19 protein-coding genes are annotated in these 26,233 nt (G+C 58.2%); 10 read left to right on the top strand and 9 right to left on the bottom strand.

Annotated features, from left to right (window positions below; all coding sequences use genetic code 11):
* The first annotated feature begins 77 nt into the window (after positions 1 to 77).
* The 3 genes from B2590_RS06830 (at position 78) to B2590_RS06840 (ending at position 5,413) form a co-directional block, all read left to right on the top strand.
* Positions 78 to 2,945 (top strand): HD domain-containing phosphohydrolase, encoded by a 2,868-nt coding sequence (locus B2590_RS06830; RefSeq protein ID WP_286811296.1) that lies wholly within the window; start codon positions 78 to 80, stop codon positions 2,943 to 2,945.
* 90 nt (positions 2,946 to 3,035) lie between these two features.
* The gene (gene djlA / locus B2590_RS06835; RefSeq protein ID WP_036204533.1) at positions 3,036 to 3,806 is read left to right on the top strand and encodes a co-chaperone DjlA; all 771 of its coding nucleotides are present in this window, start codon (positions 3,036 to 3,038) and stop codon (positions 3,804 to 3,806) included.
* Between the two features lie 140 nt (positions 3,807 to 3,946).
* Positions 3,947 to 5,413, top strand: coding sequence for an amidase (locus B2590_RS06840; protein ID WP_227544250.1), 1,467 nt, complete (start codon positions 3,947 to 3,949; stop codon positions 5,411 to 5,413).
* Here the strand turns inward: B2590_RS06840 and B2590_RS06845 are convergent.
* Positions 5,403 to 7,286: a sensor domain-containing diguanylate cyclase gene (locus B2590_RS06845; RefSeq protein WP_258955189.1), complete on the bottom strand. Its 1,884-nt coding sequence runs from the start codon at positions 7,284 to 7,286 to the stop codon at positions 5,403 to 5,405. The genes B2590_RS06840 and B2590_RS06845 overlap by 11 nt on opposite strands.
* 327 nt (positions 7,287 to 7,613) lie before the next feature.
* On the opposite strand from B2590_RS06845, the gene B2590_RS06850 reads away from it, so the two are divergent.
* The gene (locus B2590_RS06850; protein ID WP_258955190.1) at positions 7,614 to 9,428 is read left to right on the top strand and encodes a putative bifunctional diguanylate cyclase/phosphodiesterase; all 1,815 of its coding nucleotides are present in this window, start codon (positions 7,614 to 7,616) and stop codon (positions 9,426 to 9,428) included.
* A 16-nt stretch (positions 9,429 to 9,444) separates the two neighbouring features.
* Here B2590_RS06850 and B2590_RS06855 read toward each other — a convergent pair whose 3' ends face one another.
* Both B2590_RS06855 and B2590_RS06860 read right to left on the bottom strand, forming a co-directional pair.
* Positions 9,445 to 12,531 carry an efflux RND transporter permease subunit gene (locus B2590_RS06855; RefSeq protein WP_286811297.1) on the bottom strand — a complete coding sequence of 1,029 codons (3,087 nt, stop codon included), beginning with the start codon at positions 12,529 to 12,531 and terminating at the stop codon, positions 9,445 to 9,447.
* Positions 12,532 to 12,536: 5 nt separating this feature from the next.
* Positions 12,537 to 13,619, bottom strand: coding sequence for an efflux RND transporter periplasmic adaptor subunit (locus tag B2590_RS06860; RefSeq protein ID WP_286811299.1), 1,083 nt, complete (start codon positions 13,617 to 13,619; stop codon positions 12,537 to 12,539).
* Between the two features lie 327 nt (positions 13,620 to 13,946).
* On the opposite strand from B2590_RS06860, the gene ilvG reads away from it, so the two are divergent.
* Both ilvG and B2590_RS06870 read left to right on the top strand, forming a co-directional pair.
* The gene (gene ilvG, locus B2590_RS06865) at positions 13,947 to 15,644 is read left to right on the top strand and encodes an acetolactate synthase 2 catalytic subunit (protein WP_286811300.1); all 1,698 of its coding nucleotides are present in this window, start codon (positions 13,947 to 13,949) and stop codon (positions 15,642 to 15,644) included.
* Complete coding sequence (locus B2590_RS06870) at positions 15,641 to 15,919, top strand: ACT domain-containing protein (protein WP_199448720.1); 279 nt, start codon at positions 15,641 to 15,643, stop codon at positions 15,917 to 15,919. The genes ilvG and B2590_RS06870 overlap by 4 nt, the downstream gene beginning before the upstream one ends.
* Before the next feature lie 338 nt (positions 15,920 to 16,257).
* Here B2590_RS06870 and B2590_RS06875 read toward each other — a convergent pair whose 3' ends face one another.
* The 3 genes from B2590_RS06875 to B2590_RS06885 all read right to left on the bottom strand — a co-directional run bounded on the left by B2590_RS06875 (position 16,258) and on the right by B2590_RS06885 (position 19,587).
* Positions 16,258 to 17,286, bottom strand: coding sequence for a proline racemase family protein (locus B2590_RS06875; protein WP_286811301.1), 1,029 nt, complete (start codon positions 17,284 to 17,286; stop codon positions 16,258 to 16,260).
* Positions 17,286 to 18,434 (bottom strand): zinc-binding dehydrogenase, encoded by a 1,149-nt coding sequence (locus tag B2590_RS06880; protein WP_286811302.1) that lies wholly within the window; start codon positions 18,432 to 18,434, stop codon positions 17,286 to 17,288. The genes B2590_RS06875 and B2590_RS06880 overlap by 1 nt, the downstream gene beginning before the upstream one ends.
* 79 nt (positions 18,435 to 18,513) lie before the next feature.
* A complete protein-coding gene (locus B2590_RS06885) occupies positions 18,514 to 19,587 on the bottom strand; it encodes an AI-2E family transporter (RefSeq protein WP_091641654.1) in 1,074 nt (357 codons plus the stop codon).
* A gap of 187 nt (positions 19,588 to 19,774) precedes the next feature.
* Between B2590_RS06885 and B2590_RS06890 the strand changes: the two genes are divergently transcribed.
* The 3 genes from B2590_RS06890 (at position 19,775) to B2590_RS06900 (ending at position 21,794) form a co-directional block, all read left to right on the top strand.
* On the top strand, positions 19,775 to 20,203 hold the full coding sequence (locus B2590_RS06890) for an SRPBCC family protein (RefSeq protein WP_041335876.1): 429 nt from the start codon (positions 19,775 to 19,777) through the stop codon (positions 20,201 to 20,203).
* A gap of 126 nt (positions 20,204 to 20,329) precedes the next feature.
* Positions 20,330 to 21,052 carry a YebC/PmpR family DNA-binding transcriptional regulator gene (locus tag B2590_RS06895; protein ID WP_091641657.1) on the top strand — a complete coding sequence of 241 codons (723 nt, stop codon included), beginning with the start codon at positions 20,330 to 20,332 and terminating at the stop codon, positions 21,050 to 21,052.
* A 13-nt stretch (positions 21,053 to 21,065) separates the two neighbouring features.
* Positions 21,066 to 21,794, top strand: a complete 729-nt coding sequence (locus B2590_RS06900) for a glutamine amidotransferase (protein WP_286811303.1) — start codon at positions 21,066 to 21,068, stop codon at positions 21,792 to 21,794.
* Here the strand turns inward: B2590_RS06900 and B2590_RS06905 are convergent.
* From B2590_RS06905 to B2590_RS06915, 3 genes are read right to left on the bottom strand one after another with little or no spacing between them, the layout of a single operon-like run.
* Positions 21,791 to 22,141: an FHA domain-containing protein gene (locus tag B2590_RS06905; protein WP_091641659.1), complete on the bottom strand. Its 351-nt coding sequence runs from the start codon at positions 22,139 to 22,141 to the stop codon at positions 21,791 to 21,793. The genes B2590_RS06900 and B2590_RS06905 overlap by 4 nt on opposite strands.
* 14 nt (positions 22,142 to 22,155) lie before the next feature.
* Complete coding sequence (locus B2590_RS06910) at positions 22,156 to 22,899, bottom strand: PP2C family protein-serine/threonine phosphatase (protein WP_286811316.1); 744 nt, start codon at positions 22,897 to 22,899, stop codon at positions 22,156 to 22,158.
* The gene (locus B2590_RS06915) at positions 22,899 to 24,557 is read right to left on the bottom strand and encodes a serine/threonine-protein kinase (RefSeq protein ID WP_091641896.1); all 1,659 of its coding nucleotides are present in this window, start codon (positions 24,555 to 24,557) and stop codon (positions 22,899 to 22,901) included. The genes B2590_RS06910 and B2590_RS06915 overlap by 1 nt, the downstream gene beginning before the upstream one ends.
* A 216-nt stretch (positions 24,558 to 24,773) precedes the next feature.
* Here B2590_RS06915 and B2590_RS06920 point away from each other — a divergent pair, with 216 nt between their 5' ends.
* Complete coding sequence (locus B2590_RS06920) at positions 24,774 to 26,216, top strand: phospholipase D family protein (protein ID WP_228210527.1); 1,443 nt, start codon at positions 24,774 to 24,776, stop codon at positions 26,214 to 26,216.
* Positions 26,217 to 26,233: the final 17 nt, after the last annotated feature.

Consider the following 26,233-nt stretch of genomic DNA (forward strand, 5'->3'; position numbering starts at 1 on the left):
GGGAGTTTAACGTCTACCCTTAGGGCAGTGCAGTCCCCTGCGCCTCGCTACGCCAGACCACCGTTTAAGGATGAACCATGCGTCGGAACCGCCAGTCCGCACAGGTATCGCTTGCCTTTCTGATTGCCTCTACAATCACCCTCGGCATGCTGGCACTCACCATTGTACTGGTCGGGCAAAGCTTTCGCGGCATGGAAAGCGCCAAGATAACTGCCGCCAGCGCCACGGCCCGCCAGCTTGCCGTCAGTGTGGATGACCGTATCCGCGCCATCACAGGCCCGCCGTCAACCGCCCTCGCGGTCCTCAGCCATGACCCTTTGGCCGTCGCTGATACATTGCAACAACGCCTGGTCCGGATGCCGGTTGTCGCCAACATTCTCGATAGCAGCGACATCGTCAGTGCCGTTTACGCTGGGTATGACAACGGCGATTTTTTCCTGCTACGCAAGATACGTAGCTCTGGCGCCATGCAGTTTCCTGACGCCCCCACCAATGCGCAGTACCTGCTCCAGTCCATCACCAGGGCCGAGGATGGAAGGCCGCAACCCATGTGGCACTTCTACGATGCCAGCCGCACCCTTCTGGAACGTCGCACGCCTTCCGACTACCGCTTTGATCCCAGAGATCGTGGCTGGTACGAGCTCGCTGATGCCTCCGGTACGACGGAACTGACCGCGCCCTATGTTTTCTTTACCACGGGTGAAACCGGTTTGACGCTTTCCCGACGGCAAGCCACTGCGAAGGGCATGGACAACAATACCGTGTTTGGCATCGATGTAACTGTTACCGACCTGGGTACGCAGCTGGCCGAACTGCGGCAGACGCCCGGCACCCGGATTGCCATCGTCAATGCCGAGGGTTCCCCCCTGGCCTACACAGGGCCTGATACCACCAACAGCGGAACAACATCCAACACAACAAAGCCACAGGGGCTGAATGACGGAGCCATCAACGCCGTCCTGGAACGCGATGGCATGCAAGCCACGAGTGAATTGGTAAACCGCTTTACCACTGAAAACCGGGACTGGTACGGCATGACCGAGCCCCTTGAGTCCCTGGACCAGGAGAACCTGAAAATCGCCGTGGCCATTCCCGCCGACGAACTATTGGCTGATGTTTGGGCAGCTTTGACCCGTCAGACTATCCTGGCGAGTGCTATCGCACTTCTGTTGCTGGTCATCGGCTGGTTCCTGGGCCGTCGTGTGGGTAGGCCACTGGAATTGCTGACACGCCGGGTGGGGGCACTCTCCCGTTTTCGTTTCGACACGTCCGTTTCCGTTGATTCCCATATTCGCGAAGCGCGTCAACTCAGCGTCGCCCTGGACGATATGGCCAGTACGATCCGCAGCTTCCAAAGCATTGCGACCGCACTCAATCGGGGTCAGGATCTGGATAGCCTTTTGCAGGATATCCTCGAACAGATCGTTCACATCCTCGGGCAGACCCGGGGTGCTATCTACCTGATGAGCCGCCAAAGCAGCGAACTCAGGCTTTCCGTGGACCGCGACATACACCCGCCGGAGACCATCACCGGCGTCAACGCCAAGGACGACGACAACGACGTGATAAGGGCGCTCCGTAACGCCCTTTCCGGCCATCCGGTATTCGCCATTCTCAGAAACCGGCGCAAACAGTTGATTGGGGCCCTCGTTATCGAAATGGAGCATGGTGAGCACACCCACCTTAGCGACGACCTGATCGTATTCGTCGATGAGATCGCCGGCTCCGCCGCCGTTGCGATCGAAACCCGTGAACTGATTGAAAGCCAGCAGGCGTTGCTTGAGGGCATCATTCGCCTTGTTGCCAACGCCATTGATGCCAAGTCACCGTATACGGGTGGCCACTGCGACCGCGTACCAAAACTCGCCCAGATGATGGTCGATGAAGCTATCCAGAGCCCCGCAGAACCCTTTGCCAACTTCACCATGAACGACGACGAGCGCTACGAGTTCCACCTGGCAGCGTGGCTTCACGACTGTGGAAAGATCACCAGCCCCGAGCATGTGGTGGACAAGGCCGTCAAACTGGAAACGATCTACAACCGCATCCATGAGATTCGCACCCGCTTTGAAGTTCTGCATCGGGATGCGGAGATCCGGTGCCTGAAAAGGCAACTGGCTGGCGAGAGTTCTCAGCAGGCGGAAACCGACCGGGATCGGGAACAGGAAGAGCTGCAGGAAGCCTTTCGCGCAGTCGCCAACGCCAACACTGGTGGCGAATTCATGTCGGAGGACAACATAGAGCACATCCGGCAGATCGGCCAACGCACCTGGGTGCGTCATTTCAGTGACAGGCTGGGATTGTCCGGCGACGAAAAGCAGGTTTTGACTGGCACGCCGGAGCAGACGCCACCGGCTACCGAGTCCCTGCTGGCGGACAAGCCCGGCCACCTTCGTCCCTGGGGTGCGCACAAACCGCCCGTCACCAAAGACGACCCACGGAACCGGTGGGGATTCGACATGACACTTCCGGAACATGCCGTTAATCAGGGTGAGCTCCACAACCTGACCGTGGCAAAAGGAACCCTGACCCCCGAGGAACGCTTCCGGATCAACGACCACATCGTACAGACCATCTGCATGCTGGACGCCCTGCCCCTGCCTGACAGGCTTGCGAACGTGCCCCACCTGGCAGGCACCCACCATGAACGAATGGATGGACAGGGTTACCCCTGCCGGCTGAAAGCAGATGACATGGGCATTCCCGAGCGGATCATGGCGGTGGCGGATATTTTCGAGGCGCTGACCGCCGTGGACCGCCCCTACAAGGAGGGCAAGACGCTGACCGAATCCCTGACCATCATGCAGAGAATGGTGGATGAGGAGCACATTGACCGAGCAGTGTTCGAGTTGTTTGTTCGTTCCGGTGTATATCGTCGATACGCGGAGCAACACCTGCGCCCGGAGCAAATTGATACCGTGAATGAAGAACGCTTTCTGACATGAACATTCCTCCATCGCGACGGGTTGTTTTCGAATTCTTCGCCGAAACCCGTATACTTTGCGCAGTTTTAAACACTTGAAAAGGACACTGACATGTTCGGCCTGTTTATCGGCGGTTTGATCGGCTACTTATTTGGCCGTTTTCCCGGCCTTCTGATTGGCGCTGTGGCAGGCGTACTGTTGACCCGATACATCAAGAGCCGTCTGTGGCAAAAACTGCGCAATGTGCAGACGGACTTCCTGGAATCCGTGTTTGCGGTGATGGGCGCCCTGTGCAAAGCCGATGGCGTTGTCACTCGCGATGAGATCCAGGTGGCGGAACGCCTGTTCGACCGGTTTCGTCTCTCCGGCGAACACCGGGAGCGCGCCAAGGCTGCCTTCAACCGTGGCAAGGCCAATGACTTCGACCTGGATGCGGAACTGCAACACTTCCTGCGGGTGAGTGGCCGCCAGCCCGCATTACTGCAGATGTTCCTTCAGGTACAGGTGTCTGCCGTTGCCGCCGATGGTGTGGTCCACCCGGCCGAACATGAGATGCTGGTGCGTATTGCCCGGGGGCTGGGACTGCCCGAGGCCCAGGTAGACCAGTTGGAAGCCATGTTGAGGGGAGCCCACGCCGGCCAGGCAGGTGCGTCTGGCCAACCATCGTCCGCCAGCCAGATCGACGATGCCTATAAGGTTCTCGGGGTGTCGCCCTCCGCCAGCGACGCCGAGATCAAGAAAGCCTACCGCAAACTGATGAGCGAGAATCATCCGGACAAACTGGCTGGGCGCGGCCTGCCGGAAAGCATGCGGGAAATGGCAGAAGAGCGCACCCGTGAGATCAGCCACGCCTACGACGTAATAAAGGACGCCCGCAACTAACGAAAGGCCCGGCGAGGGCCTTTACTTACATCCCCTCTACTTGTCGTGCGCCGCGATGCAATTTCCTGATATGACATATCGTCACGTTTAGGTTTTATATACAGTGGATACAGTCCCGAAAACAACACGGAGTATCTGCTTTGACCGCCCAACATCCGTTGCAACCCCACCCGCAATCAATGCACACGTTCAGTGACGATCTGCTGGGCCGGCACGACGCCACCGGGCTGGCCGAACTGATTCACAACGGCGACGTATCAGCCGGCGAAGTCCTCCAGGCTACCCTGGCCCGGGCGCGAATAGCCGAACCCTTTATCCATGGCCTGGTTACCCCCATTCCGGACGACGGTGCCGGCATGATCGCAAATAAAACTCCGGCTGCAAAAACGGTGCCTGGCATCTTTGCGGGCGTTCCCACGGTGATCAAAGACAACACCGAGGTGAAGGGATTCCCCACCTCCCATGGCACTGCGGCCATCCATTCCCACCCGGCCGACGAAACCAGCCCTTTCGCCCGTCAGTTGCTGGCCCAGGGCCTGGTGTGTTTTGGCAAAAGCACCCTGCCTGAGTTCGGCTTCAATGCAACCACCGAACCCGCCCATGACACCCCAAGCCGCAACCCCTGGCACCTTCAATATTCCACCGGTGCTTCATCAGGAGGTTCCGCGGCGCTGGTTGCCGCAGGTGTCATCCCCATCGCACACGCCAACGATGGCGGTGGCTCCATCCGCATTCCAGCCGCCTGTTGTGGGCTGGTGGGGTTGAAACCAACCCGGGGACGGCTGATCGACAACGATGCGGCTAAAACACTCCCCATCAATATCGTCAGTGATGGTGTGGTAACGCGCACGGTCAGGGATACCGCCAACTTCTATCACGGAGCGGAACGCTTTTTCCGAAACCCGAAACTCCCGGCCATAGGAAAGGTAGAGCGCCCCGCCACACGCTCACTCCGTATTGGCCTGGTGACCGACTCCATCAACGGTCACGCCACCGACAGTCAGACCCGCGCAGCCGTTGAAAATACAGCACAACTACTCGAAAAGCTTGGCCACAAGGTGGAACCGGTAGGAGTTCCCGTTGCCTCATCTTTCCCTGATGATTTTGCGCTCTATTGGGGAATGCTGGCCTTTGGTGTGCGCGCAAATGGCAAGCGGTTGATTCACCCTAGTTTTGACAAGTCACAGCTGGACGGGCTAACCCTTGGGCTGGACAAAGCCTTCCGGAGGCAGTTCTACAAATTCCCGGCGGCACTCTGGCGCCTGCACCGGTCGTATCAGGACTACGCTCGCACCATGGCCAGTTACGATGCCATTCTCACTCCGGTACTGGGTCACACCACGCCCGAAATCGGCTACCTGAGCCCCACGGTCGACTTTGATACCCTGTTCGACCGCCTGACCCAATACGTCAGCTTTACGCCACTGGCCAACGCCACCGGCGCACCCGCCATTTCGCTGCCAGCCAGCCTCACTGAGCAGGGTCTGCCGGTTTCTATTCAGCTGATGGGTAAGCACGGGGGTGAGCAGACACTGCTGGAACTGGCGTTTTTGCTGGAGGAGACGATGAACTGGCCCAGGATAGACAGCCAGCCCATCAGGTCATGACAGGTTCCGCTCCCTGAACGGAGGGGGGCTCGCAGACGACGACCTGATTCCGCCCACGCCCCTTGGCCTCGTAGAGGGCCCCATCGGCCCAACTGAAGATGTCTTTGGTGGCATCCGCCTGGCTGGGACAGACGGCACACAAACCAATACTCACCGTCAGGTGCAAGACTTCATCCGACACCCGGAACCCGGTTTCCTCAATCCGGCTCCGGATTTTCTCGGCCACTCTCAGCGCCCCCTCTTTCGGGGTATCCGGCAACAGAACCACAAACTCTTCGCCGCCGTAGCGGGCAGCCAAATCCTGTGGGCGCGTGACATAGTCGCGGATACAGTTGGCCACCATCTGCAGGCAATCGTCGCCGACCAGATGACCATGTGTGTCGTTGAACTTCTTGAAATGATCGATATCCAGAAGCAGCAGTGACAATGGCTGACTAAATCGATACGCCTTCACCACCGCCGAGCTGAAGGTACGGTCAAAGTGACCACGGTTCTTGAGCCCGGTGAGCGCGTCGGTGGCACTGAGTTCGCGCAACTGATCGTTGAGCGACTCGAGGTCCCGGGTGCGCTCCTGTACTCTCTGTTCAAGTAACGTATTGGCTTCCTGTTGAATACGAAGGGACTTTTCCTGAGCCATCCTGGCTTTGCGTTCTTCAAGCAACAGGCGCTGCTGGGCCTCGAAAGCACGCTTCTTTTCCCTGTTGAGCCGGTCTGCCAGCGCCATCGATAACAGAATGACGCCCATGGCGGAGCCCACCTGGGTTGCGTTCTCCGTCAGCAGGTTGCGTGGCAACACGGTGAACTTGCTCAGCGCCAGGACAATCCCTCCGAAAAGCATAAACACCCAGGCCAACGCGTAGTACCTCGCTGCGGGGTCCTTTTTCAGCCAGCGCACAATGCTGAGCACCAGCATGGTCGTGCAGCCCAGGAAAGCAAGCAGAATGGTCGGCAGGATCAAGAGTCGATACGGAACCAGCAATCCCGCCGTTGCCATCACACCAGCCATAACGACAATCCCCACCGTCAGTCTGTTGAGAAACGGGTGGTTGGCTGACGTCACATTGAGAAAGTGAAGGCTAAAGGTGCCGCCAAACAGCACGACCAGATTGAGGAACACGGTGATCGCCTGGTCATTCCACCAGGTAGCCTCCGGCCAGAGATACTGGAAAGCAACGCCATGCAGGCTCGCCAGGAACAGGGGCATGGCCGAAATGTACCCCACATAATGCAGGAAGCTCCGCTCGCCAACCGCCATATACACAAACAAGTTGTAGAGGATCATCACCAGCACAATGCCGTAGTAAATGCCCTCGAACAGGCTGCGGGCCTGCTCGGCCACGTAGAAAGCATCCTGATCCCAAAGGGTCAGGGGCACCTGCATGGAACTGGTGGTGTCCACTCGAAGATAGATGGAGAGCTCGTCGTCACGTGAAAGGGAGAGCGGGACAAGAAAATTGCGGTGGTAGATTGGGCGCTGGTAGAACGGCTGCTTATCACCCAATAACTGTCGTTTTACAAGCTCGCCATCTTCGAGCAGATAGACCTCGATATGGTCCAACACCGGATACCCGATTTCCAGGAACAGGGGAGCCGTGGCGGCCCCTGGGTTGCGAACATTTACCCGGAACCAGTAAACCTCATCACCGTATCCCAGGCTAACGCTGTCTTTTCCGTTTGACTGCCACTCCCTTTCGGGAAGCTGTCTCACGGAATCCAGGGGAACGGCGCCGGCGGGTTCCTGCCAATACTCCACATACCTGAGAAGCTCCAACCGCTTGGCATAACTGTCCCAAACCGCCGGCTCCGCTGAAACCAGAGCAGGCAGCGCAAACAGCATAATGGCGAACAGAATCTGCGTCAGACCCTTTTGCAAAGATATTCCCAGTTCAAGAGAGACAATAAATTTGTTGTTTTTTCGCTACCAGCATAAACCAGAAACCGGCATTTCGCCGCAGGCGCCTTTAAAATGACTCAATCAGACAATAAAGCCTAACTAACTGCGGTACTTCCGAACGCTGGTGAAGACCCATGTCCCACTCTTATGACTTCAAAGTGGACAGTATCGGGGCCGGGTGCCAGTATGAGAAAGTCGAAAAATGAAAAATGCTGGCGCAAAGCGACCAAACGCCGCTCCTTGTCGTACACCTACTATCGTCCTCGAAACTGACAGCCAGAGACTATGCACGATACGGACACCTTCGTGACCTTTCACAAGGCACTGACGGAACTCAGCCACAGTCCGGCGTTTATCGACAAGAAGCGCCCGCAAAAACTCGCAGACCTGACGGCGCTCTGCGCGAGGCTGCTCAACGTTGACCGGGTCAGTGTCTGGCAGTTTCCGGAGGAGCGTGACCGCATTGAGTCCGAGTGGCTTCATACTACGGACGCTGCCACCGGTGACAAATCCAGCCTGTACCAGTCCGGCAACCCGGAGTACTTCTCGGCCCTGGAAACCGAACGCGTGCTGTCTGTCCGGGACGCCCAGAACGATCCCCGCACCCGGGCATTCGCGCCGGGCTACCTTATACCCTTGAACATCCTATCGATGCTTGATGCACCGGTATTTGATGGTGCCCGGCTCAGTGGCGTCATTTGCCTCGAATCAACCCATCAACGGGACTGGACCCTGCCGGAAATATCCTTCGTTATCGCTATTGCCGATACCATCAGCCTGATCAATACCCACGAAGCCTGGCTCCACTCACAACGCGCACTTGAATACGTTACCCGTTACGACTCACTGACCGGGCTATCAAACATCGAATCCCTGCGAGACCGTATCGGCCACCTCGCCGACAAAATAGAACGACGAGGGCTTGGTAGCCTGGCGCTGATATGGATTGACGTGGACCGCCTGAAATCCATCAACGATGGGCTTGGGCCTCAGGTGGGTGACAACGTTATTGCCGAAGTCGGCCGCCGCCTGAAAAAGCTCTCTGTTCCAGGCAAGGATCTACTGGCCAGGATTGGAGGCGATGAGTACGCCCTCATGGTGCGCAACCACACCATGCGGGACTCTCTGGAACTGACCGCCTCGCGTATAAGGCAGGAAATCAACAGGCCCATCCGCCTCACTGGCCACTCCATCACCGTTGGCGCAAGCCTGGGCATCTGCCACTTGCCCGGAGACTGTCAAACCACCGAAGAGCTGTTGCGTGGCGCCGAAGCCGCCATGTACAACGCCAAGCAGCGGGGCCGGGACCAGGCGTGCTTCTTTGATTCGAGCATTCAGGTAACGGCCCGTTCGCGATTCGTTCTGGAAAACGAGTTGCGGGCCGCCATCAGCAACCACACCCTGGAAGTGTTCTATCAACCCATCATGAGCGCCGCCGGGATGAAACTGGAGTCGCTGGAAGCCCTGGTACGCTGGCAACACCCGCAACGGGGTTGGCTGTCACCCATTGAATTTCTGGGGATAGCCAGAAGCGGTGGCCTGATGTATGCGTTGGGGGAGTGCGTGCTTCGCCGCGTGTGCGAACACTGGCAACAGGCCCACAACCAGGGCATTACGCTGCCAGAGATTTCCGTCAACCTGGCGGCCGAGCAGGTATCGATACCGGAACTGCCCAGCCTGATCAGGGAAACCTGCCATGAATATGGCGTGCCGGCCAGCGCGTTGCATTTCGAGGTAACCGAGGATTCCATTCAAGGGGATTTCAATTCACTGAACAGTATCCTGGAAGAGCTGGTGGCCGATGGTGCAAGCCTGTCCATAGACGACTTCGGAACCGGCTATTCTTCACTGTCCCGCCTCAAGAGTCTGCCCTTCTCGCGGATCAAGATTGACCGTTCCTTCATCAGCCAACTGCCAGACGACGAGGACGACTGCGCCATTACCCTCTCGATCATTGGCCTGGCTCGAGGGCTTGGGCTCTCGGTCGTCGCCGAGGGCGTCGAAACCGAAGCCCATGAACAATGGCTTTTCCAGCGGGGCTGTGATTACCTGCAGGGTTATCGATACAGCAGGCCTCTGCCATTCAACACGCTCATGGACGAGTTTTTCCCGCAATCCTGACGATCAAGGCGAAAGGTCATGCATTGCTGGAGGAGTCCGTAACAGCCGGTTTGATTTTCCGTCCCACTTTGTCCCCCAGTACCAGCAGCGCCGGGGTCAGCAACAGCGTGAGCACCGTTGCAAACGCCAACCCGCCGGCAATAGCACTGGATAGCTGGGTCCACCACTGCGTGGACGGAGCACCGATGCCCAAAGACGGGGTCAGGAGATCCACATTTACCCCGAGCACCATTGGCATCAGCCCGAGTATCGTGGTGATGGCCGTCAGCAATACCGGTCGCAGGCGCAGGCATCCGGTCTCCAATGCGGCCTCGAATGCCGCCATACCGCTTTTTCGCATCTGGTTGTAGGTGTCGATCAGAATGATGTTGTTGTTCACCACAATGCCCGCCAGGGCAATGATGCCCATGCCCACCATTACGATTCCGAACGACTGCCCGTTAAGCAGCAGGCCAAGCAATACGCCCGCTGTGGAAAGCACAATGGCCGATAGAATGAGCATGGTCTGATAGAGCGAATTGAACTGGGTCACCAGGATCAACAGCATCAGGGCAATCGCGACCAGAAACGCCGATGCCAGGAAATTCGAGGCTTGTTCCTGGTCCTCATTCTCGCCGGCAAATCGGACGGAAACACCCTCGGGCGTTTCCGGCATTTGCTGCTGCAACTCCATCAGCAGTTCGTCCGCACGGCGACCCGGCTCTATCTCGGACTTGATCGTAATGGTGCGCTGTCCGTCCACGCGGGTAATGCTGCCAATCTTGTCACCGGGAGCCAACTCAACAAACTCCGAGAGCGGTACCTGCCCGCGGCTGGTGTTAATCGTCTGGCGCTGGAACTGATCCAGCTCCCGCCAGTTATTAGGCACTCTCACGGCGATATCGACTTCGTCGCGCACATCCTCAGGGCGATAGGTGGCGAGCACCAGGCCGTTAGTAATCAGTCGCACCGCACTGCCCACACTGAGCACGTCTGAGCCAAATCGGGCGGCGGCTGAGCGGTCGACGTTCAGGCGCCATTCGATGCCCGGAAGGCTGCGGTCGTCTTCGACATCCACAAAGCCATCGATGCCAGACATTCGTTCCCGGACAAGAGCGACATATCGTTCCAGTTGGTCGCTGTCCATACTGCTGACCATAAGCTCAATGGGCTTGCCATCCGCAGGACCACCCTCTTGCTTGCGAAACTCCAGTTCAATGCCGGGAATGTCCGCAGTGAGTGAACGGAAATCTTCCAGTATCTGTGTCGCTGGCCGTCGCTCAAACCAGTCCGTGAACTGGAACTGCAGCACACCGATGACGTCTGGCGCCATCTGATTTCCGGGACTGACCATTGAGCGAGCATAGAGGGCTTTCACCTCCGGCATTCCCTGTAAACGCTGCTCGACCTGCCGAACGATGGCATCGCGCTCCTGCACAGACAGATCGCCTCTGGCCCTGACATGTACCTGCGCTGAATCCGGCTCCACGCTCGGGAAAAATTCAACACCATGGTTGAACTTGCCATAAGCCGCATAGATGACCACAACGACGCCAAGCACGCCAAGAAGTGTAAAACCGGGCTTTGCCAACAATCGCCCGAGAACGCCACGATAGATGTCCGTCATACGGCCACGGATTGCTGCCTGGGGACGGCGTTTTCCGCCGCTGATACTACCAAGGACCGGCAAAAACACGAGAGCCATGGCTAATGAGGCGATCAGGCAGATGATGACGGTGGTCGGTAAAAAACTCATGAACTGGCCGACCACGCCCGGCCAGAACAACAGGGGGATGAAAACCGCCAGTGTGGTGGCGGTTGACGCGATGATGGGCCAGGCCATGCGGCTGGCAGCCTCGCCCCATGCAGACTTCACGCTCTGGCCTTCAGAGAGGTTCCTGTCGGCAAGCTCCGACACCACGATGGCCCCGTCCACCAACATGCCTGCCACCAGTATGAGACTGAACAGAACCACAATGTTCAGGGTAAAGCCCATGCCCCAGATCACCAGGATACCGGTCAGGAACGCACCGGGAATAGTGAGTCCCACCAACAGGGCAGAACGGGGACCCATGGCGGCAATGATCAGGACGATCACCAGTACTATGGCGGTCAGCACATTGTTGAGCAGGTCACTCAGGATATCGCGGACTTCACCAGACTGGTCCATGATGTAGCGAACTTCCAGCTCGTCAGGCAGTTGCGGCCCAGCACTTTCAATCAGCGCCTTCACCTTTTCCACGGTTTCGATGATATTGGAACCGGTCCTCTTGGAGATTTCCAGCACCAGCGCCGGCTCACCATTGATCCTGGCGAACCCTCCCGGGTCTTTGAAGGTTCGCTGAAGCATAGCCACGTCGCCAAAGGTCACAACGGTGTCACCACCTACTTTGACCGGCATGGCCATGACATCTTCAACGGATTCAATAACGCCCGGTACCTTCATCGTCATACGACCCGCTCCGGTATCCAGGCTGCCTGCAGCCACCAACTGATTGTTGCGGGTAACCAGAGTTGCTAATTGATCAAAGTCGACGCCATAGCTTTCGAGCACCTGAGGATCAACCACGATTTCGAGCAGGTCTTCCCGGTCACCGCCAATGTCTACTTCCAGCACTTCCGGGATGCCTTCGATGGCGTCCTGCAAACGCCGGGCAATAGTGACCAGCTCGCGTTCGGAAAGAGGCCCGGAGAGGCCAACCGACATGACCGGAAACAGCGCCACGTTAATTTCATTGACCCTTGGTTCGTCAGCTTCCTGAGGCAGCTTGCTGCGGGCGGTATCAACCTTTTCCCTCACATCCTGAAGCGCGATGTCCGGATCAAACCCGGCGTCGAATTCCAGCATCACCGAGGCGTGGCCCTCGGAAGCCGTACCACGCATTTCCTTGACGCCCTCGAGGGAACGCAATTCCTGCTCCATTGGCCGGATAAGCAAGCGCTCACCGTCTTCCGGGCTGATTCCCTCCAGTGTCATTGACACATAGATCATGGGAATGGTGATGTCCGGGTTCGCTTCTTTGGGGATGGTCTGAAAAGCCGCAACACCACCCAGGATCAGGAAAGCCAGTGTCAGCAGTGTGGTCCGGCTGCGGTCGAGAGCGGCGAAAATCAAGGTTCGCATATCGGTTAGCCCCGGTCCGAATCACGATCAACCGGGCGTACCTGCTGCCCGATGGATACAAAACCCGCGCCCCGGGTAATCAACCGGATTTCATCCGGCAGGCCAGTGACCCAGGCGCCATCCGTGGTGACGTTCAGGAGTTTGACCGTGGTAAACACCACTTCGTTATTGTCGCCCACATAGCGAACACCAGGCCGGCCATCATCCCCAAGACTGAGATAGGCCGGCGAAATGAACATCGCCTCCACTTCCGGCAGCGCAATGCGCAGCGTGGCACTACCGCCGGCAACCCGCTTACGTTCCGGGTTGTCTATGGACACCTCCACCGGGAAACTACGGGTGTCCGGGTCTGCGGCACTGGCCACGAAATTCACCACGCCTTCCAGGCTGTCGCCATCCAACGTGCGAATGGTTACGGCCTGCCCTTCTTCGACGGCGCTCACTGACTGCTGCGGGATTTGCCCCGTCGCTTTCAGCCGATCAACGCGCACCAGCTCCAATAGTGGGGACCCGACCTGGACCAGATCACCAAGGTCGACATCCCGTCGATTCACCGTTCCATCAAAAGGCGCTCGTGGCTCCAGGTTGTCAACAGCAAGACGTGCCTGAGTGAGCTCAGCTCTTGCCGCAGACAGATCACTTTGCAGGGTCAACACTTCGGATTCGGAGGTGAGATTCCGGGATCGGAGCTTCTGGGCAGCCGATAAATCGGCTTCCAATTTGCGAATGCGGGACTGCCATTGTTCTACCGAGGTACGTCGCCCATCCTCGGAGAGTCGAAGCAGGACATCCCCCGCCTCAACCTGGTCACCCTGCTCCACCATCAGCTCTTCTACCGTGCCGGCTACCCGAGCGCCAACTGACACGGTTCGCCAGGGCTCCAACTGCCCCTGCAGCATTAACCCGGGCTCGTAAAGCCTTGTACGCAACACATCCACCTGAACGGAGGGCGCGCTGACCGACTCCTCAGGTGTGTCCTCTGGCGCCTGGTCCCGCGCTTCCTTGACGTCACCGGTTGCCATCCATACCACCAATAAAGCCAGTACCAGAAAGGACAATCCGATAGATCCCAGTTTTGCTTTGGTCATTGATCGCTCGCAGTTAAATTCGGGTGATGTCGGTTTACAGTCCAGGCAGTCGTTTTAGAAACTGTCAGAAAACGGTTGCATCCGGTTGTTTTCGTGGGGTAGATTCTACACATAAACTTCTCTCAGATTCAGAGCAGATACTGATTTTATGAATCTCAACGCAGTGGTTGTCCTTGTGAAGCTAGTCCTGGTGGTCGTGGTACCGTCCGGGGGCTTCTGCGTGGACAAGCGGGTGAGATAGAAACAGACTCGACAAACACACGAAAGCCCCCGGCACCGAAAGGTCCCGGGGGCTTTTTTTTGCATCAGGAAAAAGGAATAACAACCATGAACGGCGCACAGCACATTCTTGACGCGTTCCACCGCCACAGTATCAGCACGGTTTTCGGGTATCCGGGCGGCTGCATCATGCCGCTATACGATGCGCTGGTGGACGATGTCGGTGTGGAACACGTGCTGTGCCGCCACGAGCAGGCCTGCGCCCTGGCCGCCGACGGCTACGCCCGCGCAAGCGGTAAGCTCGGCGTATGTATTGCCACCTCAGGCCCCGGCGCCACCAACCTGATCACCGGCGTTGCCAACGCTCACCGGGACTCCATCCCCATGCTGGTCATCACCGGCCAGGTGCCCTCGGGATTGATCGGTACCGACGCCTTCCAGGAAACCGACGTATTGGGCATGACGCTGGGCATCGTTAAACACAGCTATCTGGTTGACGACGCAGACAGCCTGCCCGCGATCATGGAAGAGGCGATGGAACTGGCTCAAAGTGGGCGGCCGGGGCCGGTGTGGATTGATATACCCAAGGACCTGCTGCTGGCTGATGTCAGCGATGCTCCCTTCCCCCGGTCCGAGCCACGGGAGATCAGCTTCCCGGATCTGGCCGAAGCGCTCACGATGCTGCGGGCGGCCCGCAAACCCATACTCTACAGCGGTGGTGGCATCAGCCTGGCACACGCTGAAGATCGCTTTCGCACGTTTGCTGAATCCGCCGCTCTGCCAGCGGTGGTAACGCTCAAAGGTATCGGCAACCCGGGAAAACACAACCCTTACAACCTGGGCATGCTGGGCATGCACGGCTCCCGGGCGGCCAATAAAGCCGTGGATGAATGCGACCTGTTGCTGGTTATCGGTGCCCGCCTGGATGACCGCGCCACCGGCAGCCTGGATGGCTTCGCCCCCAATGCAAAGATGATTCACATTGACGCCGACGCCGCCGAGATCAACAAACTGCGCCCGACCGAGCTGGCTATTCGGGGGGACCTGAATGACATTCTCGAAACACTGACCAACGCCTTACAGGACAAGCCGCTGGACATTGGCGACTGGCAGAAACAGTGCCAAACCTGGTACACCACCGGCGGCTTCCATGCCGCCGACAACGAAGAACCCTTGGCGCCGATCACCGGCCCGGCCTTTGTTCGCCAGCTCTCCCGAATTGCCCCGGATGATACCGTTATCGCCTGTGACGTCGGCCAGCACCAGATGTGGGTAGCCCAGCACTACGACTTTGACCACCCTCGCCACCACCTCACCAGTGGCGGCCTGGGCACCATGGGCTTTGGCCTGCCCGCTGCCATCGGTGCCCAGTTTGCCGACCGCAATAGTACGGTGATCAACGTGACGGGCGATGGCTCGTTCATGATGAACGCCCAGGAACTGGCCACCATCCGCCGCTATAACCTGCCTGTAAAACTGATCGTCATGGACAACCAGTGCCTGGGCATGGTGCGCCAGCAACAGGAACTGTTCTACGGCAATCGTGAAAGCCAGATCAACCTGGACGACAACCCGGACTTCGTCGCCATGGCCCGTGCCTTCGACATCCCGGCATTACACATCAGCCGTACTGACCAGATCCGCCGTGGCATCGAAACCATCCTGGCCTACAACGGCCCGATGCTGCTGCATGTGGCCATCAGCCGTGACGATAACGTCTGGCCCATCGTCAAACCCGGCGCCAGCAACCGCGAAATGATCGACGAAACCCGACGCACCAACAACAAAAAGGAACACGTTGCATGAAACCGCAAAGCCAGTCCTCAACACCGAGCTATAAAATCAGTTGCCGCATGTCGCAGGAAGCGGCTGGCCTGGAGCGCCTTTGCCAGGTGGTCCGTATTCGCGGTTTCCGGATTGCAACAATGGCGGTGGAGTCCGCCGGGGAGCACCTCAATATCACCCTGACCCTGGAGGGAACCCGACCGATTGCCATGCTCCAGTCGCAACTGGAGAAGTTGCATACGGTCGCTGAAGTTGCCCTTGGTCAGGTTTCGGTGGTTCGGGCTCAGACTGCATGAAGTTTGGGAGTTGCCTGCCTTCTGTAGCCTGCCGATTTTGGGGCGGGCTTGCGGGGTGGCATCTGTATTTTTCTTGAAAAAGAACTCGCTTCGCTCAGACATCTTTTTCTGGCGAAAGATCCAGATACCACCCCGCGCCGAGCTGACCACGGAGGGTTCGCGAAGCGCGAAGAGAGGAAAAGCGACTGGAAAGGTTGACCTGGATATTCCTGAGCTGCACGTCGATAGGGGGTTGGGGTTATTTTTTCTGGCAAGGAAAAAGATGTCTGAGCGAAGCGAGTTCTTTTTCCAGAAGAAAAAATACCCCCACCCCCCGTATCCGCCCGCAAAACCTCAGGCTACAAAAGAATGTGAGTAAGCCCCCCACAGTCCACCATCGGATCATCGCAGTTCACGATGATATCCGCCCGGTTAAGAACGTAGCTCTTGCCGGTGATGGTATTCTCGACCACCTGGTGCTTCCCTTCCTGGCGCACGCCTGTGAACTCACCGATAAACCCGGTTTCACGCAGGGAGACGGTTTCCAGGCGGTCGCCCGGGCTGATTTTGCCCTCGTAGTTCATTAACGCAAGCCGTGCTGAAGTACCCGTGCCGGTGGTGCTGCGACAGATGACTCCAGGGTGCACATAAGTGGCCGAACGGGAGCGATACGAATGATCCGACAATTGTTCAACCGGCCCCATGAAATGGAGAAAGGGTAAGGGCCCGACATCACCCAGCGTGTAGTGGGAGAAACCACGCTCAGCCTGGATAGCCTCTACTATATGATAGGCGCATTCGCTGAGTTTGCGTTCTTCATCCAGGGTCAGGGAAAACCCAAGGCTCGTTGCATCTACCAGGGCATAGAAACCACCACTGTAGGCCACGCTGTAGGATACGTCGCCGATCGAGGGCACGTGGATGCTGGCCTGGTAGGTGTCAATGTAACTGGGCAGCCCGCCGCAGGTAATGGCTTCTACAACACCGTCCCGAACAAGGGCGTCAATGTGGACCAGGCCCGCTGGCGCTTCCAGGGCGAAACTCTGCCACCCTTCCCGCTTGGCGACAATGCCACTCTCCAGAACGGCCGTGGCGGTACAGATGGTGTTGGAACCGGAGTAAATCGGATATCCCATCACTTCCATGATGATATAACCGGCGACTGCCTCGGGGTCCGTGGGCGGCACCAGCAGGTCCACGGACATTTCCGGGATGCCGTAGGGCTCTTCCAGTAGTAGAGTGCGAAGGCCATCTGCCTTGTCCCGCAGGTATTCCATCTGGGCGCGCACGGTGTCCCCCGGAAGCGGGCAGATCCCGCCAGTTACTATCCGGCTGACATCTCCGCCGGCGTGGGTGTCCATCAGTTGCAGTTTGAGTTCGGGACGCATTAGGACTTCTCCAGGGCAAACGGGGCGCCATGCTCGGCCCATTGGGCATCCGGGACGATCACGATTTTGCCCAGGTAGTTGCTGTTGCGATTGACGAAGTAGCGTTCAGCTTCGTGCAACTCTGACAGTCTGAAAGCGGCGTGCAGCACCGGCTTCAGTTGGCCGCTGCGAATCCAGGCCACCAGTTGTTCGGCTTCCTCCCGGGTGCCGTGTGACACGCCGAACACCTGCACCTGATACAGGTAAATCCGTGTCCACATGATTTCACTGACGTTTCCGGCGCTGGCGCCAGCGATGCTGAGCCTTGGGTAATCATTGCGGCTGTTCATGTCGAAGATCATGGTGTCGATAAACTGATCGGTCATCTCGCCACCGGCCAGGTCCATCACGGCGTCTATCGGCCGCCCCCCAGTGACGGACCGCACCTGATCCGTGAAGTTGTCCATGTCGGAACGGTCCAGCACGGCTTCGGCGCCCAGCTTGAGCAGTGGGTCGGCCTTGTCACGCTGGCTCAGCGCATAGGGAATCGCCCCCATGATGCGGCAAAGCTGGATAAGGGCCGTACCAACGCCACCACTGGCACCGGTCACAAGGATGTGCTCGCCCGCTTTTACCCGTGCGGATGTGAGCATGTGCAAGGCGGTCTGGTAGGAGCACATGCCCATGGCGGCAAGTTCGGCATCGGCCAGATCGGCATTCTCGACATGGTGAAACTGGTCGGAAGGCACAGCAATATATTCCGCGAACCCACCATCGGCGCCGTGGCCGTAGTAGTCCGGGGTCAAGTTGATATCCCGGCGGTCGTCGGCGTAGAGGTTGAAGTCCAGCAGGCCTCGTTGGCCGATCCGCGTATCCTCAACACCCTGCCCCACGGCGACGATACGCCCAACAACGTCCGCGCCTTGAACTCTTGGGAACGTCAGCGTGGCTGAGCCTCCCATCTGAAAGGAGGTTACGTCGCCTTTATCCTTGGTGGGGTATAGACCCTCCCGGGCTTTGCGGTCGGTGTTGTTCTTCGCGGTGGCGGTGACCTGGACGAGCACCTCTCCCGCACCAGGTGTGGGGATGGGCACGTTTTCGGTGTATTCCAGTTTCTCGACGCCACCGTGGCCGGTGAGCAGCATGGCTTTCATGGTCTTCTGGATCATGGGCGTTCTGCTCCTGCTTTGCTGGATATCAGGTCAGGATAGGCCAGATTCATACCAGTGTCAGGGCCCCTGGCAGCTTTTACCGTGCAATAACCTTGTAGATCGGCCGCAGTTTCGGGATCTGCTTGAGGACCACCTGGATGATGGTCATCAGAGGCACCGCCAGCAGCACACCCACCGGCCCCCACAACCAGCCCCAGAAGAAGATGGATACGAAGATGACCACGGGATTGATGGCCATGCGAAAACCGTGGATCCAGGGTTCGATGAAAAAACCGACGGTGGAGGTAAGTGCCAGGTAGCCGAGCGGGGCGATGGCCATTATCCAGAGTGTGTCAAGGCTGGTGGCAGACACAACCGCAAGCAGGATGATGGTCAGGATAACGCCCAGATAAGGGATGAATCTGGCCAAGCCGGCAACGAGCCCCCAAACGGCTGGGTCCGGAAGCCCCACTGCCCAGCAGATGAGCCCGGTGGTGATGCCAACCAGCAGGTTGCTGAGGCTGAGTACCGCCAGATACTGGGCGATCTGCTGCTGGGAATCGCGGGCAATCTGGAGCACATTGCGACGTTGTCGTCTCGGGAGTTGCCGCACAAAGTTGAGGATGATGCGGTCACCGCCCACCAACAGGAAATAGGTCAGGGCCAGCGCAAGTGCGAGGCCGGCCGCACCGTTACGGGCCTTGGTCAATAGCTGGTTGCGCCACGAGTCGGTTTTAAGCACGACAGTGTTGGTTGTGGTCTTCTCGTCCTTGGACAGTTCGTCCATGGACTCCTCCACTTTCTTTGCCGATTCGTTGACCTTGTCAATCTGGCTTTTAATGCCGCTCTCCCCCATGAGCAGTCGTGAGATCCCCTGTGGCGCCTGCTGCGCCCACTCCAGGGCAGGCGTTGCGACGGCGGCCCCAACACCCGCCAGACCAGCGATCACCACAATGATCAACACCAATGAGCTGAGCACCCTTGGGATCCCGGCTTTGTCATAGGCTTTTTTGACAAGGGGAAACAACAGCAGGCTGGTCAGGACCGCCAGGACAATTGGCAGGACAATCTGGTGGGCGACGTAGAGGGTATAGAGTATCCCGAGCGCAAAGAGGCCATTCAGTGGTGTCGCGAGTTCAGAGCGTGCGGGTTGTTCGTTATCGTTGTTCATGCGGGTCCATGCACCTTGTCGGGCTGTATTGGGGGTATGATACCTGAGGCACTACGATGCTCAGTGTACCTGTCGCTCGGCTGCCATTCAGCCTTTTGGGCCAACGCCCGGTCATTGCCAGCACGTCACTTTTGTTGTAACACATAACCGGATACCCTGTTGGAAACTGTCTCTGAAGAGTTCATACATGGCGAACTACAAGATTGAAATTGACGAAACCTTTGATGTGCCGCGCAACCGTGTGTTTGCACTGTTTGCGGACCATGAGCGCTTCGGGAAGCTGTTGGGAGCGCCGGTGAAGCGCATTCGCGACAGCGACCAGGCCGACCCCAACGGCCTTGGGTCCATCCGCAAGATCGGCATAGGCCCCATCGGCCTTGAAGAGACCGTCATTACCTTCGAGCCAGGCACGCTCATTGAGTACACGATTTCCAGCATGAGCCCCATCCGCAACCATCTCGGCCGCATCCGCTTCGACGATGCCGCCAACGGCAGAACTCGCGTCCAGTACACGATTTCCTTTGACGACATCGTGCCGTTTACCGGCAAGCTGGTCAGCTCCGCTCTCGACCAGGGCATCCGCAAGGGCATCCGCCGGGTCCCCAAACTGGCCTGAAAACACTTCAAACAAGGCATTTTGTGATCATGCCGTTGTCATCGGCAGCCTCGACAAATAAGGCTGTCGCCAGCCTGTCTAGTCGAGTAAAATCCGCACTTTTGAAAACGACATTGAGGCAGCGTAATGGGCAGAGCCTATCAGAATCGCAAAGACTCCATGGCCAAAACGGCCGCCGCCAAAACCAAGGTCTACAGCAAGTACGGCCGTGAAATCTATGTATGCGCCAAGTCCGGCGGTCCGGACCCGGAGGCCAACCTCAGCCTGCGAGGCCTGATCGACCGTGCCAAGAAGGACCAGGTGCCCGCGCACGTCATTGAGAAGGCCATCGAGAAAGCCCGTGGCGGAGCCGGTGAGGACTTCTCCCCTGCCCGCTATGAAGGTTTCGGCCCGGGTAACTGCATGGCCATCGTGGATTGTCTGACCGACAATCCCAACCGCACCTTCGGTGACGTGCGCCTGGCGTTTACCAAGACCAAATGCAAGATCGGCACCCAGGGCAGCGTCAGCCATATGTTCGATCATTGCGCCATTCTCGGGTTCAAGGGCGACGACGAGGAAGCGGCCCTGGAAGCACTGATGATGGCGGATGTGGATGTCACTGACATTGAGCACGAAGAGGGTATGATTACTGTGTTCGCGCCCCACACCGAATACGCCAAGGCGCGACAGGCATTGCAGGAAGCGTTTGAAGGCCTGGAGTTTGAAGTGGATGAGATCCAGTTCCTGCCCCAGACCACCACCACAGTCGAAGGCGACGACATTGAGCTGTTCGAGAAGTTCATGGACATGCTGAACGACCTCGATGACGTCCAGAATGTTTACCACAACGCAGTCATCGCAGACTGACGGGAGCAACACCTTGGCCAGGGTCGTCATACTCAAAACAGGTAATACCTACCCGTCCCTTCTGGAGTCATTCGGGGATTTTGATAGCTGGTTTTTGGCCGGGCTGGCTCCGGAACTCGACCTTCATGTGGTGGATGTCACGGTTGACGATATGCCGGGCAAACCTAGGGATTGGGACGGTATCGTGGTGACGGGATCACCGGCCATGGTCAGCGACCGGGCGCCCTGGAGTGAGCGCACTGCCGCGTGGCTGGCTGAGGCAGTGACGGAAGAGGTGCCGGTTCTGGGGGTCTGCTATGGCCATCAGCTGCTGGCCCACGCTCTGGGTGGTGAAGCGGGTTATCATCCACGTGGCCGGGAAACCGGCACCCATCAGGTAGAGTTGCTGGACGCTGCGATGGATGACCCTTTATTTAAGGGGTTGCCCCAAACATTCCCGGCGCAGTTGACACATAGGCAGTCCGTTCTCCGGCTGCCGGAGAACGCCGTTCTTCTGGGCCGAAACGAGTTCGAACCGCATCAGGCCTTCCGTGTGGGCCGCTGCGCCTGGGGTATCCAGTTCCACCCGGAATTCTCAGCAGAGGTGATGCGGGCCTACCTCAAGGTGCAGGCACCCGATCTGGAAAAGGAAGGGCTCGATGCCAAGGCACTGATTGAGAACGTGATCGATGCGCCCAACGCCACCTCCCTGCTCGGCCGGTTCTCCAGACTGGTGCTCAACGGCCTGCCAACGGACCACTAATCCAGTATGTAGGCGGTTTTCTCCAGCGCATTTTCATCTTCGTCAATGAAGCGGAATTCGTTCCAGCCAATGCGAACCAGGTCGTTACTGTTCAGGCGCTGGCGTCGGTCAATCCGCAGTTCATTCACAAACGTTCCGTTGGTGCTGTTCTGGTCGGTGATGTAATAGTCCACCGTGCCTTCCAGATAGGCATTGGGCACCGCCTCGATCAACGCATGATGGCCGCTGACTGAAATCTCGTCGATGCGGATATCGTTATCGCCACGCCTGCCGACATGAATCTCCGGCTGATCCAGCTCAAAAGTGGTCACCACAACGTTGTCCACCAGTTGGGAAAGTGACGCCATACAGGCCTCCTCCATTAATTAAGAATCAACAGTACAACGGACACATTGTCGGCCGCCTCGTTATCCAGGCTCGCATCCACCAGCGCCCGGACTTTATCGTCGGGTGTTTCGCACACAGACATCAGCGACAGCCATTGGTCCTCTGGCAAGGCCCCCGTCAGGCCATCGGAACAGAGCAACAGGGAGTCTCCAGCTGCCATCCGCACGCGGCGGAAGCTGGCAATGGCCGCTGAGGCGCCAAGCGCCCGTGTCAGCACATTACGGAAAGGCACATGGGGCACGTCATCAGGGCGGATGCTGCCGTCATCCAGCATGTTCTGTACCACGGTGTCATCCCGGGTCTGGCATGCCAGTTCGCGCCCTTGAACGAGATAGCAGCGGGAATCCCCCAGGTGGGCAATGTGAGCCTCACCGTCAATCACCCAGGCCATGACCAGCGTGGTCCCCATTTTGGCCAGGTCCGCATCGGCAGCCCTTCGATCAGCAATTCGCTCACTGGCCAGGTTGATCGCAAACTGTATGGCATCGTCCGGCTCCTCCGGCACCCCCTCATCCGGCGACAACCAGGGCACCAGCACTTCCATCACCGTGTCTACGGCAATGCGGCTGGCCACTTCTCCGCCGTGGTAACCGCCCATGCCATCGGCAACCACCAGCAGCACCTGCTGGTTATCCTCGCTGACCCGCCAGTCAATAGCGTCCTGGTTGGCTGTACGCAACGCCCCTACATCCGTTATGCCAGCCACCTGGGGATTCATCACGATGCTTCCTCCCTTGCCTCACGGCTAGCCTGTCTTCGCAACGCTTCCGCCATGGTGGCGGCACTCAGGAAGCGCTTGTCAGGCTCCCGTTGTATGGCTTTATTAATCAGACGGACAACACCGTTGGGGAGTTCCGGGTTGAACTCGCGGACACTCCGTGGGCGCTTGTTCAGAATCTGGTAGGTCAGGTTGGCCAGGGTATCACCCTGATAGGGTGTTTCCCCGCACACCAGTTTGTACAGCGTGATTCCCAGGCTGTAGGTATCGGTGGCGCCAGTCACTTTCTGGCCCTTGAGCTGCTCAGGGGACATATACAGTGGGCTGCCCATGACACTGCCAGTGCGAGTCCGGGAGTCGTCGGAGATCTTGGCTATGCCAAAATCGGTAATCTTGATCTCCCCATTGTCCGGGTTGAAGATGATGTTACCCGGTTTGATATCGCGATGGATGATCTTCTGGCGATGCGCGTAATCGAGGGCATCCGCCACCCGGGCGACGATATCCAGCACCTTCGCCAACGGCAGTAACCGCCCCGGCTTGCCAAATTCACTAAGCGGCCTGCCCTTGGCATAATCCATGGCGATAAACGCAAGGTCGGCCTCTTCCCCGACATCATACACGGTGACAATTGCCGGATGGCTGAGGCGGCCCGCCGCCTCGGCTTCCCGAAAGAAGCGTGATTTCAGGTCCCGCAGTTCGTTGTCCTCAAACGCCTGGTAACTGAGCGTCTTGATGGCCACGGTACGGGCAATCTTGGGGTCCTTGCCGAGATAGACCACGCCCATGGCGCCCCGCCCTATCTCGCGCTCGATCTCGTAGCGGCCCAGGGTGGGCCGGCTGACACTTTGCTCAGGCATGACCAGGGTTCGGGTATTGTCAAAGCCACCGGGAGAAACAACGGTTGCCTCGGTGGTCAGGCTCCCGAGTGCCGCCAGGCGTTTTTCCACGTCCCGATACTTTCGCTTCTGCTGAAGAATCTGCTGGTAGGTGGCTGACGCGCGGTCATACTGCCGCTTGCGCTCCTGCTGAATGGCGATGTCGTATTGCAATGCCAAGGTATCTTCGGTGGGCGGGCATTCAGCCAGCACCTCCAGCGCCTCTTCGGGCTGTCCCTGTTGCAGCAGCAGACGACCAAGCCGCGTGCGGGCTACGCGGACATTCTCTGACAAGGCGACGATATCCCGCCTCGGTTGCAGCCAGAACAGCATGATGACATAGCCGACCATCAGCAGGGTCACCACTTCACCCAATGGCAGCCAGGCGCTCTGATAGAACATGAACGCTGCTTGCAGAACCACCAGTGCCCCGGCAATCAGTAACAGCACCGGCAGCGCGACCGCTCCACCCATTCTGGGAACTGCAAGTACCAGGATGAGTGTCGACACCATCAACCCGGCACGAATCGCCAGCGCCGACCACTCTGGCTCGACGAGCCCCCGGGCCTGCAGCGCTATTGCGAAGGCGTCCGGTGTCATATCCACAACCCGAACAGCATCCCCAATACCCTCAGGGTTGCCAAGAGCGCTGAACAGCACCCGATCCAACCAGCCCAGCAGTGGCAGCGCGTCACCCACAAACACACAAGCCAACGCCAGCACAACAATGAGCAGGCGCAGACTGAACAGACGGGAACCAATAAAAGCCAGTGAATTCACAGGAATCGTTATCGTAAATGATTGATCCAGCAAGTTTAGAAAGTGAACGCCGGCAGCGATAGTTCCAGAAGAACGTTTTTTGTAAGTGTTTGTTTACCTGGGACCACGATCACGTCGCGACCATTATTAACCCAGGATGACAAGGGTGTAAGGACGGCACAGGTTCCGGTGCAGTATAGTTTCGTCTTTGGACCTTTTCCGTCAGGAAGTACGACGATGACAGTGAAGTTACTGATCGGCCTGGTTATTCTGACCATCACAACAACCGGTTTTTACCACACATTGAAGCCCCTGCCGCCGGGGATAGGTTACGAGGGCACAGTCCATCCTCTGACGAATGCCAGGCTTCTCACCGACAGGACCCTGCATTTCGGCAACGAGGAACCGCGGCTGGACCAGGAAATTTTCGACGAGGCCCTCAACATGATTTCGGCGGCTCGCCGTTTTGTTCTGGTGGATATGTTCCTCTTCAACGGCACCCGCGAGGAAGGCAGCCGTCAGCGGCCATTGGCAAGGGAGTTGACTGACGCCCTGCTCAAGCAACGCAAGGCGAATCCGGATGTGCGTATTGTCGTTATTTCCGATCCCATAAACACCGTATACGGTGGTACGGTCTCGCCCTACTTCCAGCAACTAAGGCAAGCAGGCATTCCGGTAATAGAAACCAGGTTGGAGCGCCTTCGTGACAGCAACCCCACCTGGTCCGGCCTGTGGCGCTTCTGTTGTCAGTGGATGGGCAACTCCGCGACCGGGGGCTGGCTGCCGAACGCACTCGGTGAGCAGCCGGTCACCCTGCGCAGTTACCTGGCCCTCCCCAACTTCAAGGCCAACCACCGCAAGGTTCTGATCACCGACAACGCAGAGGGCTTTAACGCCCTGGTGACCTCTGCCAACCCCCACGATGGCAGTAGCCGGCACAGCAACATCGGCCTGCGATTCGGAGGGCCTGCCGTGGCCGATTTGCTGCTCAGTGAGCGTGCCGTTCTGGCGATGTCCGGTGCAGACACCGAGGTGGTGGACGAAATGATCAGCAGCCTGCCTCAAGCCGCGGCCGGCATCGCTTCGCTCGATACCATCCAGGTCGTCACAGAATCGGCCATACGGACAACCGCGAGAGACATCATTGGCACCGCAAAGGCAGGCGACAGGCTGGATCTGGCCATGTTCTACCTGTCGCACCGAACGTTACTGGAAGAATTGAAAGAAGCCCACGAACGCGGTGTCGAAGTGCGGATACTGTTAGACGCCAACAACGATGCTTTTGGCATGGAAAAAAGCGGCATACCCAACCGGCAGTCGGCCATGGAGCTAAATGGCGCCGGCATTACCGTACGTTGGTGCAACACCGAAGGTGAGCAGTGCCACAGTAAATTACTGCTCAGGCGCGACAGCCACGGCAACGCTCAACTGCTGCTCGGCTCGGCCAACTTCACCCGCCGCAACCTTGACGACCTGAACCTTGAAACCAGCGTACTCGTGCGCTCCAACGTGCACTCAGAGATCGTGCGCAAAGCGGCCGGCTTCTTCGATGAGCAATGGAACCACGGCCCGGGCGAAACACCGGTAATGAGCCTGCCTTACAATGCCTGGGCCGATGAATCCCGGATACGGTATTGGCAATACAGGCTGATGGAGGCAACGGGACTGTCCACATTTTAAGTTTCCGTCACCATTAG

It is taken from the genome of Marinobacter sp. UBA3604 (assembly GCF_002375325.1).
In the GTDB taxonomy this organism is placed as follows: Bacteria; Pseudomonadota; Gammaproteobacteria; order Pseudomonadales; family Oleiphilaceae; genus Marinobacter; species Marinobacter salarius.